The organism is Tropicibacter alexandrii (assembly GCF_003667315.2).
Lineage (GTDB): Bacteria > Pseudomonadota > Alphaproteobacteria > Rhodobacterales > Rhodobacteraceae > Tropicibacter > Tropicibacter alexandrii.
The window spans coordinates 173,609-188,132 of record NZ_RCTZ02000006.1; the positions used below are offsets into that span (position 1 = coordinate 173,609).

The following is a 14,524-nucleotide window of genomic DNA, read 5'->3' on the forward strand; positions in this document are numbered from 1 at the left end:
TGTCGGAGGACGACAAGGGGGTGCCGCGTGACGACGGAGCGATGTCTGGCCGGAACTGACGGTCTGCGGGTCGGGCTACTGGGCGGGTCCTTCGATCCGCCGCATACCGGGCACCTGCACCTGTCGCTTGAGGCGCTGAAGCGTTTTGGTCTCGACCGCGTGGTCTGGCTGGTAAGTCCCGGCAATCCGCTCAAACCCGATGCGCCTGCCGCCATGTCGCGCCGGATGCAGGCCGCCGCAGCCCTGATCGATCATCCGGCGATCTGTGTCAGCGCCTTCGAGGAGCGACAGGGCACCCGCTACACTGCGGAAACGCTGCGGGCGTTGCAGCATCGCCATCCCAAGGTGCGTTTCACTTGGCTGATGGGGGCGGACAACCTTGCCCAGTTCCACAGGTGGCGCGACTGGCAGGACATCGTTGCGCGCGTGCCGATCGGTATCGTCGCGCGCCCCGGACATCGTCAGAAAGGCCTGAATGCCAAAATGGCCCGGGTCTTTTCCAAGGCGCGTTTGCCAGCCAGCGCCTCGACCGCGCTGGGCGGGGCGCAAGCGCCCGCTTGGTGCTTTGTCAACATGCCGATGCGGGCCGACAGTTCGACAGCCTTGCGCGCCGAGGGGGCTTGGTCCCGGGTGGCTGCGAAGTTGTGATCAAAATGCCTCAGAGTCCTGTTGAACGCGCTCATGGGATTCGCTTAGATCGCAGCATGACGAACCGTATTTCCAGACGCTTTTTCCTTGCGGGCGCCGGCGCGCTTGCAGGCCTTTCGGTCGGTCCGGCCCTCGCTGCGGCACCGGAGACCTCGCTGCGGCCCGTGGCGCGCGGCGCCGACCTGTTCAAGCTGAGCCAGACACCCGTCGACGAACTGATCGCCAAGGCCCGGCTCAACGGCACGGTGGGCTTTGCGGTGTCCGATGTGACCACCGGCGCCGTGCTCGAAGAGCATGGTGCCGAGACCGGTCTGCCCCCCGCCAGTGTCGCCAAGGCGCTGACCGCCAGCTATGCGCTGGAAACGCTGGGGCCGGGTTTCCACTTCGAAACCCGTATCCTCGCCACCGGTGGCGTGGTCGAGGGCGTCGTGCAGGGGGACCTGATTCTGGCCGGGGGTGGGGACCCGACCCTCGATACGGACGCGCTGGCGGGATTGGCGGCGAAGCTGTCCGAGGCGGGCGTGACCGGCGTCAAGGGACGCTTCCTAGTCTGGGGCGGTGCCTTGCCGGAAATGCGGGATATCGATCCGTTGCAGCCCGACCATGTCGGCTACAATCCTGCGGTGTCCGGGCTGAACCTGAACTACAATCGCGTGCATTTCGAATGGCGTCGCGCGGGCGGGGCCTATGATGTCACGATGGAGGCCCGGTCCGCCGCCTACCGACCAGCGGTCAACATGGCCCGTATGGAGGTCGTCCCGCGCAGCTTGCCCGTTTACACCTATGTCGATCGCGGGGGCCGCGATGAGTGGACGGTCGCAAAAGGCGCATTGGGCGATGGCGGCGCGCGCTGGTTGCCGGTGCGCAAGCCGGTCCTCTACGCGGGAGAGGTGTTTCAGAGCTTGGCCAAGGCCTACGCGATTTCCCTGTCTCCGCCGGAGCTTGTGACCGATCTGCCAGAGGGCAGGCTGATGGCGACGCATGAAAGCGCGCCCTTGCGGGTGATCCTGCGTGACATGCTGAAATGGTCGACCAACCTGACCGCAGAGGTGGTTGGTTTGACGGCATCGCGGGCGCGGATGGGCGCGACGCCTGCCAATCTCAGGGCCTCGGCCGATGAGATGAACCGCTGGGCGCGCGAGACGCTTGGCCTGAGCGATATTGCCTTGGTCGACCATTCCGGACTGGGCGAGGATAGCAGGATCAGTGCCGCCGAAATGATGATGGCGCTCGGGAAGCTGCGCAAGCGCCTCGGGCTCAAGCCGCTGCTCAAGGCGTTCCCCATGCGCGATGCCAAGCGTCGCGTCATCGAGGACCACCCCCTGAAAGTGCATGCCAAGACCGGGACATTGAACTTCGTCAGTGGTCTTGCGGGCTTCATCGATCTGCCCGACGGGACCGAACTGGTCTTCGCAATCTTCACCGCCGACCACGACCGGCGCGCCGAGCTGTCGGATGCCGAACGGGAAAATCCCGAAGGCGGCAGCGCCTGGAACATTCGTGCCAAGACGCTGCAGCAAGGCCTGATCGAGCGCTGGGGCGCGCTCTATTCCGGGTGAACCGTCAGTTCTGAATCACCACCTGCATGTTCTGCTTGCCCACTTCTTGGGTCAGGCGAAACAGCACGGCAGCATGTTCCGGATGCAGACGCACGCAGCCAGCCGAGGCCGGACGCCCGAGCCGGCTAATCTGATTCGTCCCGTGGATCGCGTAATTCCCGTTGAAGAAGATCGAGTAGGGCATCGGCGCGTTGTTATACAGGCTCGACTTGTGATGCCGCGACAGCCACTTCGCCGTCCATGTGCCGCGTGGCGTGTACTTGCCCGACCGGGCCGTCGACACCGGCCAGTTATACGCCACCTTGCCGTTATAGATCACGGTCATGGTCTGGGTGGAAATGTCCACCTTGGCCACCAGCGGCGCGGCGAGCGTTGCCAGCGGCATCAGGCACAGGGCGGCCACGCCCAGAACACTGGTCAAAAATCGGTTCATTAATGTCCCTCCAGGTAGGTTCTGCGTCCAAAAGGGCAGCGGACGTTTTTCTACTGAAACAATATTAGCCAATGCTGAAAATTTGAGTCCGGGAATCCTGACCCTGAGCTGCACGAATTGTGACAATCCTGCAATGATTGCACGGGTTTGGGTCATCCCGGCAGCCAGCGGGACGCTTTTTCCATGCAATTTTGCCGATTATTACAGCGACAGGTGGCGCGCCCGAGCCCCGCGTTCGATCGCGGCGGCGTGCAGGCGGTCGATGTTCAGCTCATAGCGAATCTCTTCGAGCAGGCGCAGTTCGGTTTCCTGAAGCGTGCCATCCGCCGCGGCGACGTCACAGGCCAGTGCGTAGGCGGTCTCGAACAAGCGTTCCGGCAGGTTGTCGCGAATCAGGCCAAACAGCGCGTCAAGTCCGTCTTCCTGCTCGAACAGGTCCATGACCAGCGCCGAGACGACACGCACTCGGTCGGTGTCGTAACTCGCAAAGATCGGCAGCATGTTTACCGCCGAATCGATCTTGACCAGTTCCACGGTGCGCACGTTCTCGTCCGAGGCAGAAATGGCGATCATCAGGGCCACGAGGCAGTCCTGAGGGGAAAGCGGATGGGCGGTGTCTTGCATCTTGCGGCCTTTCGCATCTGCGGCATTCGCTGCAATTTATTGACGCGGGAGCCCGCGCACAATAGGAAGCGCGCGTCCATCCCTACAGGAGTGTCTTGAGATGTCCGAACTGCGCGACGCCGCGATGAGTGCAAAGGCCTGGCCTTTCGAAGAAGCGCGCCGGATTCTCAAACGCTATGAGAAGAAGCCGCCCGAGAAGGGTTACGTCCTGTTTGAAACGGGTTACGGCCCGTCCGGCCTGCCGCATATCGGGACGTTCGGCGAGGTGCTGCGCACCACGATGATCCGGCGTGCCTTCGAGGTGATCAGCGATATTCCGACGCGCTTGATCTGTTTCTCGGACGATCTGGACGGCATGCGCAAAGTGCCGGGCAACGTGCCGCAGCAGGACATGCTGCGCGAGCATCTGCAAAAGCCCCTGACCTCCGTGCCCGATCCCTTTGGCACGCATGAGTCGTTCGGCCATCACAACAACGCCATGTTGCGGCGGTTCCTCGACACGTTCGGGTTCGAGTACGAATTCTACTCGGCGACCGAGTTCTACAAGTCGGGCCAGTTCGACGAGATCCTGCTACGCGCGGCTGAAAAGTATGATGACGTCATGGCGATCATGCTGAAATCGCTGCGCGAAGAGCGCCGTCAGACCTATTCGATTTTCCTGCCGATCCACCCGGAGACGGGGCGTGTGCTGTACGTTCTGATGAAGAATGTCGACGCCGCCAAGGGCGAGATCACCTTTGACGACGAGGACGGGCGCGAATGGACGTTGCCGGTGACGGGGGGCAACGTGAAACTGCAGTGGAAGCCGGACTTCGGCGCGCGCTGGGCGGCGCTGGGCGTCGATTTCGAGATGTACGGCAAGGACCATTCGACCAACACGCCGATCTATGATGGCATTTGCCGGGCGCTTGGCGCACGCGCGCCTGAGCACTTCACCTACGAGCTGTTCCTTGACGATCAGGGGCAGAAGATATCGAAGTCCTCTGGCAACGGCATCTCGATCGACGAATGGCTGACCTATGCGTCGACCGAGTCGCTGTCATATTTCATGTTCGGCAAGCCGAAGACGGCCAAGCGGTTGTATTTCGACGTGATTCCGAAGGCGATGGATGAATACCATCAGCAGCTGCGGGCCTATCCGAAGCAGGATCTGACCGCGCAGTTGAACAACCCGGTCTATCACATCCATAACGGCGATGTGCCCGAAAGCCGGATGGTGGTGCCGTTCTCGATGCTGTTGAACCTAGCCAGTGCGGCGGGCGCGCATGACAAGGAGACGCTTTGGGGCTTCATCCGCCGCTACGCGCCCGATGCGACCGCCGAGACGCATGCCGATCTGGATGCTGCCGCCGGGTATGCGGTGAAATATTGCGAGGACTTCGTGCTGCCGACCAAGACGTTCCGCGCGCCGGACGCACAGGAGCGTGCCGCGATGGAGGATTTGGCCGAGCAATTGCGCGCCCATGACGGCGCCACGGATGATGAAACCTTGCAAAGCATGGTCTTCGCCGTGGGCAAGGCCCATGGGTTCGAGAACCTGCGCGATTGGTTCAAGGCGCTGTACGAAGTGCTGCTTGGCCAGTCGCAGGGCCCGAGGTTCGGCGGGTTCATCGCGCTGTATGGCGTGGCCGAGACCGTTGCGCTGATCGAAAGAGGCCTGAACGGCGAACTGGGCTGATACAGCCAACGAACTTGCAAAGGGCGTTCGCGTTGCGGGCGCCCTTTTGCGTCAGATGCGCCGTCCGACGGTGATGCGACCGCTTGGGCGCGCAGGTTCCTCTGGCGCTGAGGCGGGCGGGGGCGCGAATTCCTCGGCATGGGTCAGGGTCAGCCACTTCGCCCGATCGTAGACCGCCTGCGTCGGGACGTTCAGGGTTTCTGCGCAAAGCTGCGCGCGGCCCTCGTACCAGAGGCTGCGGAACTTGTCGGCGGGCATCAGCAGGGCAAACGCGAAGCGGCGCGCCTCTTGCACGATGTCGTCATTGCCGGCGTAGAGCGCCTGAATGCCCTTGCCCGGCTGCGCGTCGCGCGTATGCGGCACGTGCAGCAGCCAATGCCCGATACCACAGGCGGTGGCCAGTCGGTCATGGCGGGGCTTGCCGTTCTTGGGCAGCCAGATCACCGCGCGCCGGTCCAGCGGCACGTCCAGCAGAATTTCGTTCGGCTTGTCGGAATATTCCACGTCGACATTCAACGCCCGGCACAGCGAGTCGAGCGGCCCGCCGTCGTTCAGCGACATTTGCGGGTTTTGCGCGAGAAGGTCGTCTATGATGGAATGGATTTCCCCGTCTGTGTAGCCGGGCGTTTCCGGCTCCGTGTAGGGGTAATTCGGATAGGCCCTTGGCATGTTGCGTGTCCCTGATTGTCAAGCGATCGAACTGGTCACTCCCGCCAATGCAGCGCGGGATTGAACGGGCTTAGCACGCGATTCCTTTCAAGACCCTGAATGTGAGAATTTGCCACGCTTTTGACCTAAGCCGGGCGAGGCCTATCTGAAATGAGAGAGGAGAAGCTCATGCGCAGAACGGGATTGGCACTGATTTTTTCACTGGTGATGACCGGCACGGTCATGGCCCAGTCGGCCGAAGACGGCGCGGCGATCCAAGGCGTGATCGGCGACCAGATCGAGGCTTTCAAAGCGGATGATTTCGGGCGGGCCTTTACCTTTGCCGGCCCCGGCATTCAGGGGATGTTCCGCTCGCCCGAGAATTTCGGCGCGATGGTGCGCGGCGGTTATCCGATGGTCTGGCGGCCGCAATCTTTGCGCTTTGGCGACCTGCGCGAAGAGCGCGGCGCGCTGATGCAGCGGATCATCGTGCAGGATGCGCAGGGCATGACCCATGTTCTGGATTATCGCATGGGTTTTTATGATGGTGAATGGCGGATCGATGGCGTCACCATGGTGCGCGCGCCCGATGTCGCAGCCTGACCGGGGTGTTGCGCGCCGCCGACGCGCAGCGCGCGGTGCGGTTCCAGAGCGTTAGGACTCCGTTGATACTTCCCTTTCCCGAGCGGGGCGACATGGCCCGATGCGAGGAAAGGGATCTCGATGAACAAGGCGATTACCGACGGATTGGTCTTCATGCCGCCGCAGTTTGCGGTGGACACCCTGGGGCAATGGTCGCGCGGCGATGGCACGCCGGGCTCCGACACCTATGCAAGCCTGCCCTCGGCGGCGTTCGTCCCGGCGGATCAGGATTTTGGCGGTTGCCTTGAGATCCAAAAGACCACCAGCACGCAAAAGCTGCGTTACATGGGCCAGACGCCGCTGCCGACCGGCTGCTATCTGCGCATCACCGCGCGGGTGAAGTGCACAGGCGGTGCGCTGCCCACGGTGCGTATCGCGGCCTGGGCCGGGAATGCCGGTGGCAACGCGGTGACCGGGATCGACCTGACAGGCCCGCAGGTCACGCTCCAGAATTATGGTGAGATCGTCGAGGTCACGGCCATCGTCGGCGCGGGCGACCGTGGTGGCGTCGATATGGTGTGGGGCAATGAACCGATCTATGGCCATTTCGGTCTGGATCTGACCGGCCCCAATGGCGGCGTCGTCCGCATCGACGACATCGAGATCGAGGACGTCACGGGCGTTTTCCTGCGCGACATGCTGGGTTGGGTCGACGTGCGCGATTACGGGGCCAAGGGTGACGGGTCGACCGATGACACGGCTGCCTTCGTCGCTGCCGACAATGCCGCGAACGGTCGCCGGGTGCTGGTGTCGGCGGGCACCTACCGCCTGGCGCAATCGGTGACCATGAACAGCCGAGTGGTGTTCGAGGGCACCCTGACCATGCCGACCGACGCGATCCTGTCGCTGACCAAGGATTTCAGCCTGCCGGTTTATATCGATGCCTTCGGCGGCGACGAGGAGCTTGCCTTCAAGAAGGCCGTTCAGTCGCTGATGAACGGTGCCGATCACGAAAGCCTCGACATGGCGGGTCGGCGCGTGTCGATCACCGAGCCGCTCGACCTTCAGGCGGCTGTACCCAATCGGCTGTTCTATGCGCAGCGCCGCGTGATCCGGAACGGCCAGTTGCGCGCCGAGGGCACGACCGCTTGGGACAAGGACGTCGTCACCTCGGCGGCGACCTACTCGGCCTCGAACGATGGCAAGCTCACGCAGGTGAACAATGCCGCCAACATTCAGGTCGGCAGCCTTGTCGAAGGGGCAGGTGTCGGGCGCGAGGTCTATGTGCGGTCCGTCAACGTCTCGGCGCAGGAGGTGACGCTGTCGCAGCCCCTGTCCGATGCGGTGGGGCGGCAGACCTACACCTTTACCCGCTTCAAATACATGCTGGACCTCAGCAATTTCGAGCGTCTCAACGTGTTCGAACTCGAAGGCATCGAGTTCCAGTGCAACGCCGTCGCCTCCGGCATCCTTCTGCCGCCGCTGGGCGCGATCAACGTCATCCGCAACTGCGTCTTCAACCGGCCCGGTGATCGCGGCATCACCTCGATCGGCGATGGCTGCCAAGGCATGCTGATCGACCATTGCCAGTTCCTGTCGAACGAAGGCGGCCTGCTGAGCCAGAACCGCACCAGCATCGGCCTGAACACCAACGCCAACGACGTCAAGATCCGCAATTGCCGGGCCTCGCAGTTCCGCCATTTCGCGGTGATCAGTGGCGCGCATAACATCCTGTCCGGCAACCACTTCTTCCAAGGGGACGATGCCTCGAACGGGACGCGCTCGGCGGGGATCGTGATCACCACGCGGGCCTGCAATACGCAGATCACCGGCAACTACATCGACAACGCCTTTATCGAATGGACGAACGAGCGCGAGCCGGAACCGGACTATACTGGCGGCTTCGGTTTCGCGGGCCTGTCGGTCACCAACAACGTGATGCTGGCGTCGAATGTTGCGCCGTGGTTCAGCCATATCGTGATCAAGCCCTATGGCTCGGGGCATTTCGTCAACGGCATGAACGTGTCGGGCAACACCTTCCGCTGCGTGCAGGCCACGATGTACCGCGCCGAGCGCGTCGACACGACCTATGCGCCGCTTGACCTGACCCGGATGCGCGGTGTGAATTTTCAGGGCAACACCTATCACAACATCGTCTCGGGCGGGGAAAACCCGCTGCGAATCCAGCATTCGCAGAACAGCCATGACGCGACCTGGGAAGTCGACACGCTCTACCGTCTGCCGTTCGAGGGCTACGCGCTGGATGTCGAAAGCGTCGTCACCCGCTCGCGTCCGCGCAACCCGTCGAACGTCTCCAAGTTCGACATGCCCTACACCCTGACCGAACAGGGCGGGCAAAAGGACAAGGTCCATCTCGTCTGGAACGAGCCGATGGTCGGCGACGTGACGGTCGTCGTGCGGATGGACAAGTAAGCGTTCAAAGGCACTGGCCGGTGGTCGGTGTGGCCGGTTCCCGTGCGGGGGACCGGCCTATTGCGTGTTCAGAAGTCCAGCCAGACCCCCATCTTGAGCCCCATGGACGTATCCCCGGTCAGGCCCCAGGTCGCGCCTGTTTCCAGCTTGACCCGCTTTCTGCGGCCAAGGGGCGTCACGAGCGACGGCGCGAGGCGCACGAAGGCCGGGTCGAGCGCGGTTTCCCCGGTCTGGATCTGGACGATCAACTTGCGGTCGCGTGGCAGGTTTCGCCCCCAGGTGACGTCGAGCTTGTAATCGGTGGTGCCGCGATCAAGGTGGATTTCGGCGACGCTGTCGATCGACACCCAGCCATTGGGACGCCCCCAGCCAAAGGACACACCGGGGCGCAGCACCCAATCGCCGGAAATCTGCCCGAAGCCCAACTGCCCGGAGACCACCGGCCCACGATCCTTGTTGCGCAAGGGCAGCTGGAAGAAGGCGATCTTCTTGCCGGAACCGGACACGGCGTGGCCGAGATCGAAGCCGATGGTCAGGCGGTCGGTCAGGCCATATTCGAGATAGGTGGTATAGTAGTTCGAGGTCGGCTCCGCCGAGACCCAAGTCGACACGTCCTGGGGCCATGACAGCCGCACCGCGGAGGAGGCAAAGCCCGCCCCCTTCTGTCGCGGCCATGCTCCCGCCTGCGCCTGAACGGCGACGAGAAACGTCAGGAACAAGGCCAGGATGCGCGTCATGATGTCCGAATGTCGCCCGAAGAAGGTTAAGAGCGCGTTAAGCAAGGTCATAGGCACGGCGAAGGGCTGGATTGTTCCATGCTGCGGGTGCAAAGTGGCGCGGGTGACGCAGGGGGACGATTCATGGCCGGTCAAGTGATTACTGTCGCGCAACAGAAGGGCGGATCTGGCAAGACCACTCTGGCGGTGCACATGGCTTTGGGCTTTCGGGCGCGCGGGCAAAGCGTCGCGCTGGTCGATCTCGACCCGCAGGGCTCGCTGGGCCGGTGGTTCATGATGCGGCTCGAAGACGACCCGTCGCTGTGCGAGGCCATGGATTTCGCCACGTCCTCGGCTTGGGGGATTTCCTACGAGTGCCGCAAGTTGGTGGCCAGCCATGATATCGTCATCGTCGACACGCCACCCAAGGCGGATAGCGACCTGCGCCCGGCGCTGCGGGTGGCGGATCTCGTGCTGGTGCCTGTGGCGTCCTCGCATGTGGACCTGTGGGCCACCGAGGGCGTGCTGGACCTTGCCGAGCGGGAAAACAAGGCAGCGCTGCTGGTGCTGAACCGGGCCCGTCCGGGCACGCGTCTGGGGGCCGAGGTGGCCGAGGCCGCGCGCGGTCTGGGCGCGGAACTGGCGGACACCGTATTGGCCAACCGCGTCGGCTATGCCGAAAGCATGGGACGCGGGCGCGGCGTGACCGAGGGGCCCAAGGGGCCGGGCCGCGACGAGGTCATCGCCCTGACGGCAGAGGTGGCGGACCGGCTGGCAAAGGTTTAAGGGTCGCCGCGAAGGAGACGCCGATGACCGATCTTGCCGCCCTGTCCGACCTGATCCGCCGCGACGCCAGCGCGCGGGGCCAGACCATTTCCAAGCTGGGCTATTTCTGCGCGCCCTTCCAGCCGCAAGACGGGCCGTATGCCGACCGGGTCATCAAGGTCTATCGCGGCTTGCGCGATGCCGCGGCTCTTGACCGGCTCAAGACCTGTCACGACGACTACGTCGAGGCGCTGAACGCAGCGGATGTGGGCTTGCCCGAGACAGATTTTCACCTGCTGGACATGGACGGGATACGGGTGCCGGTGATCGTGCAGGCGGCCCTGCGGACGGATCGTCTGATGCGCCCGCTGATGCAATCGGAACCTCTGGATACGACCCTTGAGATGATGGAGGCCGCCGGCGCGGTGATCGCGCGGTTCTGGCACTGGGCCGAGGGACAGGAGAGGCGTATCGGCTTTCATCCCTCGATCCGGAATTTCGCCTATGTCGATGGGACCGCACGGTTTTTCGACACCTTCCCGCCGCTGATCCACTATTCGCGCGACGAGATGGGGCAGATGTTGCTGACCTTCTCGGACAAGCGGCTGATGCGCATCGTGGGCCCGCTCTTGAAACGCAAGGTGACCGGCATTCAGGACGAATGGTACGATCCGGCAGAGACGCTGGTGGGGCTGGTGGGCTCGGCCTGTCGCTTGCGGCCTGCCGATGCGCACGCCTACCTCGACTGGGGGCGCGACTTCGCAAGGCGCGAGATGGCGCCATGGGCGGATGCCGCGCTGTCCGGCATGCAAGAGCCGCCGCGCCTGCCGGGCTACTGGACCGGGTTCCGCAAGCTCTTGGGCCTTCAGGGAGAGCCGAACCTGAAATAGGATCGGGTTAACCCCATCCTACCCCCGGTCACACCCGTTTGTTCAGTTTGCGGGGCGGGGCTGCGGGTCTGGAGGCAAGGATGAACCTTTCGCGATCCTGCGCAGGCGGCACATAACAATCCCTGCGTCCGAACCACTTGTATCGATTGCGCGCCACGAGGTCATAGACCATGTCGCGCAAGGGGCGCGGGACGAAACGCAGCTTGCGCAGGTGGTGCCAAGGGGCCTCCAGCGTGTTCACCAATGCCAGCGCAGCATCCGACCGGGTCAAGGCCCGCGGCCCGTCGACCACGACAAACGTCCGGTCCAGCATCCGCTGGCTGATCCCGTGCTGCTTGGCGAGCGCCGTGCCCTCGGGCGACCAAGCCGACAGGAACCGCGTTTCGCGGCGGGTCTCATGGCGCAGCAGGAATTGCACCCAGCGCGAACACAAGACGCATTCGGAATCGAAGATGACGATCACGCGCGACCTTTTCCTTTCCCCCGGGGACGTGCCTAGCAGGGCAGGGTAAACAGATGTCAAACACGCTGCAACAAAGTAGGGCGGGGATGAACCCCGCCCTGCCAAAAGCCGTTCAAACCCCGGATCAGAGGATCTTGATGCCTGCCGCTTCGATATCGGCGACAAACGCGGCAAGGCCTTTGTCGGTCAGCACGTGGTTCGCCATGCCCTTGATCACGGCGGGCGGGGCGGTGGCCACGTCGGCGCCGATCTTGGCGCATTCGCTCATGTGGTTGGCGGTGCGGATCGACGCGGCAAGGATCTGCGTCTCGAACCCATAATTGTCATAGATCTCGCGGATATCCGCGATCAGTTCCAGCCCGTCCACGTTCAGGTCGTCCAGACGCCCGATGAAGGGCGAGATGAAGGTTGCGCCAGCCTTGGCCGCCAGCAGCGCCTGATTGGCGCTGAAACACAGCGTCACGTTGACCATCTTGCCCTCGTCCGCGAGCACCTTGCAGGCCTTCAATCCGTCCCAGGTCAGCGGCACCTTGACGGCGATGTTGTCGGCGATCTCGGCCAGCTTGCGGCCCTCGGCGATCATCGTCTCGGCGTCGGTGGCGGTCACTTCGGCGGAAACCGGGCCGTCGACCAGATCACAGATTTCCTTGGTCACTTCCATGATGTCGCGACCCGACTTCTTGATGAGCGAGGGGTTGGTGGTTACGCCATCCACCATGCCCAGATCGTTGAGCTCGCGGATTGCATCGATATCGGCAGTGTCGACGAAGAATTTCATGGGGGCGGCCTCCGGGCTATCAGCTTGGCATTCGATGCGGCGTGTCTTACCTGAAAGAAGGGCCGCCCGAAAGCCCGGAGTTCAGGGGCAGCGATGCAGTCATTCTATGCACATGGGGACTTGATCGGCGTGTTGACGACGCAGCCGATCGACCGTGTGCTGGATTACAAGGCGCCCGAGGGTGGCTGTTTCGAGGGCGCTTTCGTCGAGGTGCCTTTGGGGCCGCGCAAGGTGCTGGGCGTGGTCTGGGGGCCAGGGAAGGGCGATTTCGACCGGTCCAAGGTGCGCAGCGCGATCCGGGTGTTGGATGCGCCGCCCATGCGCGCGGAAATGCGCAGCTTTTTGGACAAATGCGGCGCGTATACGCTGACGCCCCCCGGTGCGATGCTGCGGCTGGCAACGCGCGCGCCGGGCTTGGGCGATCCGCCTTCGATGCGCAAGGTCTATCGCCGGGGCGAGGGCCTGCCCGACCGGATGACAGATGCGCGCCGCAGGGTGATCGACGCCTCGGAAGAGATGGGTGGGCTTGCCCTGACACTGGCGGAACTGGCCGAGGCGGCCGGGGTGACGACATCCGTGGTCAAGGGCCTGCTGGCCTCCGGCGCGATTCGCGAAGAAGAGTCCACGCGCGACACGCCCTTTCCGCTGCTCGACCCCGAATACGGCGCAAAGGACCTGACAGAGGATCAAGCGGCCGCCTCCGAGGTGTTGCGCGCGGGCCAGCGCGCCGGTGACTACGAAACCGTCCTGCTGAAGGGCGTGACCGGCTCGGGCAAGACCGAAGTCTATCTCGAAGCCGTGGCCGAAGCGCTCCGCCAAGGGCGGCAGGCGCTGGTCCTGCTGCCGGAAATCGCCCTGTCCGGAGAATTCCTGCTGCGGCTGGAGGCGCGGTTCGGCGCGCGCCCCGCCGAGTGGCATTCCGGCGTCACCATGACCGAACGCCGCCGCGTCTGGCGCATGGTGGCCGAGGGCCACGCGCAGGTCGTCGTCGGCGCACGCTCCGCGTTGTTTCTGCCGTTCCAGCGGCTGGGCTTGATCGTTGTCGATGAGGAACACGATACCAGCTACAAACAGGAAGAGGGCGTGATGTATAACGCCCGCGACATGGCCGTGCTGCGCGCGTCGATCCTTGGCGCGCAGGTGGTGCTGGCCACCGCCACGCCCAGCCTTGAAAGCTGGGCCAATGCCGAGGCGGGCAAGTATAAACGTCTGACCCTGACCAGCCGCTATGGCCCCGCGATCCTGCCCGAGATGCGTACCATCGATATGCGGCGCGAGGACCTGCCCGCCTCGCGCTGGATTTCGCCTACGCTGCGCCGCGCCGTCATGGCGCGGATGGAGAAGGGCGAGCAGGCTTTGCTGTTCCTCAACCGGCGGGGCTATGCGCCGGTCACGGTCTGCCGGGCCTGCGGCCAGCAGATCGGCTGTGACCACTGCGACGCGCGCATGGTCGAGCACCGTTTCCTCAAACGGCTGGTCTGTCACCAATGTGGTGAGAGCAAACCGATCCCCACCGTCTGCCCGCATTGCGAAGCCGAGGACAAGCTGGCTCCGGTTGGCCCCGGTGTCGAACGCCTTGCCGAAGAGGCGGCCAGCCTGTTCGAGGGCGCGCGGATCGCCGTGCTGTCTTCGGACCTCTACGGCACGGCGCGCGAACTCAAGGCGCAGATCGAGGCGATTGCGCAGGGCGGGGCCGATATCATCATCGGCACGCAACTGGTGGCCAAGGGACACAACTTTCCCAAGCTCACTTTGGTGGGCGTGATCGACGCGGATCTGGGCCTGCAAGGCACCGACCTGCGCGCGGCAGAGCGGACCTTTCAATTGATGCGGCAGGTCGCCGGGCGCGCGGGGCGGGCGGACAAGCCGGGGCAGGCCTTGTTGCAGACATTCCAGCCCGAACACCCGGTGCTCCGCGCCATCCTGTCGGGCGATGAAGAGGCCTTCTGGTCGGTCGAGGCGGATGAGCGTCGCGTGGCCGGCATGCCGCCCTATGGCCGGCTGGCGGGGATCATCCTGTCGGGCGAGGACGTGCAGAAGGTCTTTGACCTTGGCAATGTGCTGGCGAAGAAGGACGTGCCGCTGCGCCGCATCGGCGCGGTGGTCTATGGCCCGGCACCGGCCCCGATCGCCCGGGTGCGCGGGCGCCACCGGGTGCGGCTGCTGGTGCGCGCCGACAAGGGCGCACCGCTGCAAGCGGCGCTGGCCGAGTGGGCAGGGCAGGTCCGGCTGACCGGCGATCTGCGCTTGCAGATCGACATCGACCCGCAAAGCTTCTTTTGACGGGCAAAAGGGGCTCTGCACCTC

General features: G+C 64.0%; 14 protein-coding genes. 8 read left to right on the forward strand and 6 right to left on the reverse strand.

Annotated elements, in window-relative coordinates; translation table 11 throughout:
• Nucleotides 1-27: 27 nt before the first annotated feature.
• Both D8Z78_RS10140 and dacB read left to right on the forward strand, forming a co-directional pair.
• The gene (locus D8Z78_RS10140) at nucleotides 28-648 is read left to right on the forward strand and encodes a nicotinate-nucleotide adenylyltransferase (protein ID WP_240672078.1); all 621 of its coding nucleotides are present in this window, start codon (nucleotides 28-30) and stop codon (nucleotides 646-648) included.
• Nucleotides 649-704: 56 nt separating this feature from the next.
• Entirely contained in the window at nucleotides 705-2,207 is a 1,503-nt protein-coding gene (dacB, locus tag D8Z78_RS10145; RefSeq protein WP_121630537.1) for a D-alanyl-D-alanine carboxypeptidase/D-alanyl-D-alanine endopeptidase, read from the forward strand.
• A gap of 4 nt (nucleotides 2,208-2,211) precedes the next feature.
• Here dacB and D8Z78_RS10150 read toward each other — a convergent pair whose 3' ends face one another.
• Together D8Z78_RS10150 and D8Z78_RS10155 are read right to left on the reverse strand one after the other, a co-directional pair.
• Nucleotides 2,212-2,640, reverse strand: a complete 429-nt coding sequence (locus tag D8Z78_RS10150; protein ID WP_121630536.1) for a L,D-transpeptidase — start codon at nucleotides 2,638-2,640, stop codon at nucleotides 2,212-2,214.
• Between the two features lie 201 nt (nucleotides 2,641-2,841).
• Nucleotides 2,842-3,264: a tellurite resistance TerB family protein gene (locus tag D8Z78_RS10155; RefSeq protein ID WP_121630535.1), complete on the reverse strand. Its 423-nt coding sequence runs from the start codon at nucleotides 3,262-3,264 to the stop codon at nucleotides 2,842-2,844.
• A gap of 100 nt (nucleotides 3,265-3,364) precedes the next feature.
• Between D8Z78_RS10155 and D8Z78_RS10160 the strand changes: the two genes are divergently transcribed.
• Nucleotides 3,365-4,942 carry a lysine--tRNA ligase gene (locus D8Z78_RS10160; RefSeq protein ID WP_121630534.1) on the forward strand — a complete coding sequence of 526 codons (1,578 nt, stop codon included), beginning with the start codon at nucleotides 3,365-3,367 and terminating at the stop codon, nucleotides 4,940-4,942.
• A gap of 51 nt (nucleotides 4,943-4,993) precedes the next feature.
• On the opposite strand, the gene D8Z78_RS10165 is transcribed toward D8Z78_RS10160, so the two are convergent.
• On the reverse strand, nucleotides 4,994-5,611 hold the full coding sequence (locus tag D8Z78_RS10165; RefSeq protein WP_121630533.1) for an ImmA/IrrE family metallo-endopeptidase: 618 nt from the start codon (nucleotides 5,609-5,611) through the stop codon (nucleotides 4,994-4,996).
• Between the two features lie 168 nt (nucleotides 5,612-5,779).
• Between D8Z78_RS10165 and D8Z78_RS10170 the strand changes: the two genes are divergently transcribed.
• Entirely contained in the window at nucleotides 5,780-6,193 is a 414-nt protein-coding gene (locus D8Z78_RS10170; RefSeq protein WP_121630532.1) for a DUF4864 domain-containing protein, read from the forward strand.
• 120 nt (nucleotides 6,194-6,313) lie between these two features.
• The gene (locus tag D8Z78_RS10175; protein ID WP_121630531.1) at nucleotides 6,314-8,605 is read left to right on the forward strand and encodes a right-handed parallel beta-helix repeat-containing protein; all 2,292 of its coding nucleotides are present in this window, start codon (nucleotides 6,314-6,316) and stop codon (nucleotides 8,603-8,605) included.
• A gap of 68 nt (nucleotides 8,606-8,673) precedes the next feature.
• On the opposite strand, the gene D8Z78_RS10180 is transcribed toward D8Z78_RS10175, so the two are convergent.
• Complete coding sequence (locus D8Z78_RS10180; RefSeq protein WP_121630655.1) at nucleotides 8,674-9,342, reverse strand: hypothetical protein; 669 nt, start codon at nucleotides 9,340-9,342, stop codon at nucleotides 8,674-8,676.
• A gap of 123 nt (nucleotides 9,343-9,465) precedes the next feature.
• On the opposite strand from D8Z78_RS10180, the gene parA reads away from it, so the two are divergent.
• Nucleotides 9,466-10,107, forward strand: a complete 642-nt coding sequence (gene parA, locus D8Z78_RS10185; protein ID WP_121630530.1) for a ParA family partition ATPase — start codon at nucleotides 9,466-9,468, stop codon at nucleotides 10,105-10,107.
• A gap of 23 nt (nucleotides 10,108-10,130) precedes the next feature.
• The gene (locus tag D8Z78_RS10190; RefSeq protein WP_121630529.1) at nucleotides 10,131-10,976 is read left to right on the forward strand and encodes a DUF6206 family protein; all 846 of its coding nucleotides are present in this window, start codon (nucleotides 10,131-10,133) and stop codon (nucleotides 10,974-10,976) included.
• A 28-nt stretch (nucleotides 10,977-11,004) separates the two neighbouring features.
• On the opposite strand, the gene D8Z78_RS10195 is transcribed toward D8Z78_RS10190, so the two are convergent.
• Both D8Z78_RS10195 and fsa read right to left on the reverse strand, forming a co-directional pair.
• Nucleotides 11,005-11,439 carry a thiol-disulfide oxidoreductase DCC family protein gene (locus tag D8Z78_RS10195; RefSeq protein WP_164932941.1) on the reverse strand — a complete coding sequence of 145 codons (435 nt, stop codon included), beginning with the start codon at nucleotides 11,437-11,439 and terminating at the stop codon, nucleotides 11,005-11,007.
• Between the two features lie 124 nt (nucleotides 11,440-11,563).
• Nucleotides 11,564-12,217 carry a fructose-6-phosphate aldolase gene (gene fsa / locus D8Z78_RS10200; protein WP_121630527.1) on the reverse strand — a complete coding sequence of 218 codons (654 nt, stop codon included), beginning with the start codon at nucleotides 12,215-12,217 and terminating at the stop codon, nucleotides 11,564-11,566.
• Between the two features lie 93 nt (nucleotides 12,218-12,310).
• Between fsa and D8Z78_RS10205 the strand changes: the two genes are divergently transcribed.
• A complete protein-coding gene (locus D8Z78_RS10205; protein WP_121630526.1) occupies nucleotides 12,311-14,500 on the forward strand; it encodes a primosomal protein N' in 2,190 nt (729 codons plus the stop codon).
• Nucleotides 14,501-14,524: the final 24 nt, after the last annotated feature.

Coding starts and splice junctions, on each gene's coding strand:
- dacB (WP_121630537.1), top strand. CDS start 705: ATGACGAACCGTATTTCCAGACGCTTTTTCCTTGCGGGCGCCGGCGCG.
- D8Z78_RS10150 (WP_121630536.1), bottom strand. CDS start 2,640: ATGAACCGATTTTTGACCAGTGTTCTGGGCGTGGCCGCCCTGTGCCTG.
- D8Z78_RS10155 (WP_121630535.1), bottom strand. CDS start 3,264: ATGCAAGACACCGCCCATCCGCTTTCCCCTCAGGACTGCCTCGTGGCC.
- D8Z78_RS10160 (WP_121630534.1), top strand. CDS start 3,365: ATGTCCGAACTGCGCGACGCCGCGATGAGTGCAAAGGCCTGGCCTTTC.
- D8Z78_RS10165 (WP_121630533.1), bottom strand. CDS start 5,611: ATGCCAAGGGCCTATCCGAATTACCCCTACACGGAGCCGGAAACGCCC.
- D8Z78_RS10170 (WP_121630532.1), top strand. CDS start 5,780: ATGCGCAGAACGGGATTGGCACTGATTTTTTCACTGGTGATGACCGGC.
- D8Z78_RS10175 (WP_121630531.1), top strand. CDS start 6,314: ATGAACAAGGCGATTACCGACGGATTGGTCTTCATGCCGCCGCAGTTT.
- D8Z78_RS10180 (WP_121630655.1), bottom strand. CDS start 9,342: ATGACGCGCATCCTGGCCTTGTTCCTGACGTTTCTCGTCGCCGTTCAG.
- parA (WP_121630530.1), top strand. CDS start 9,466: ATGGCCGGTCAAGTGATTACTGTCGCGCAACAGAAGGGCGGATCTGGC.
- D8Z78_RS10190 (WP_121630529.1), top strand. CDS start 10,131: ATGACCGATCTTGCCGCCCTGTCCGACCTGATCCGCCGCGACGCCAGC.
- fsa (WP_121630527.1), bottom strand. CDS start 12,217: ATGAAATTCTTCGTCGACACTGCCGATATCGATGCAATCCGCGAGCTC.
- D8Z78_RS10205 (WP_121630526.1), top strand. CDS start 12,311: ATGCAGTCATTCTATGCACATGGGGACTTGATCGGCGTGTTGACGACG.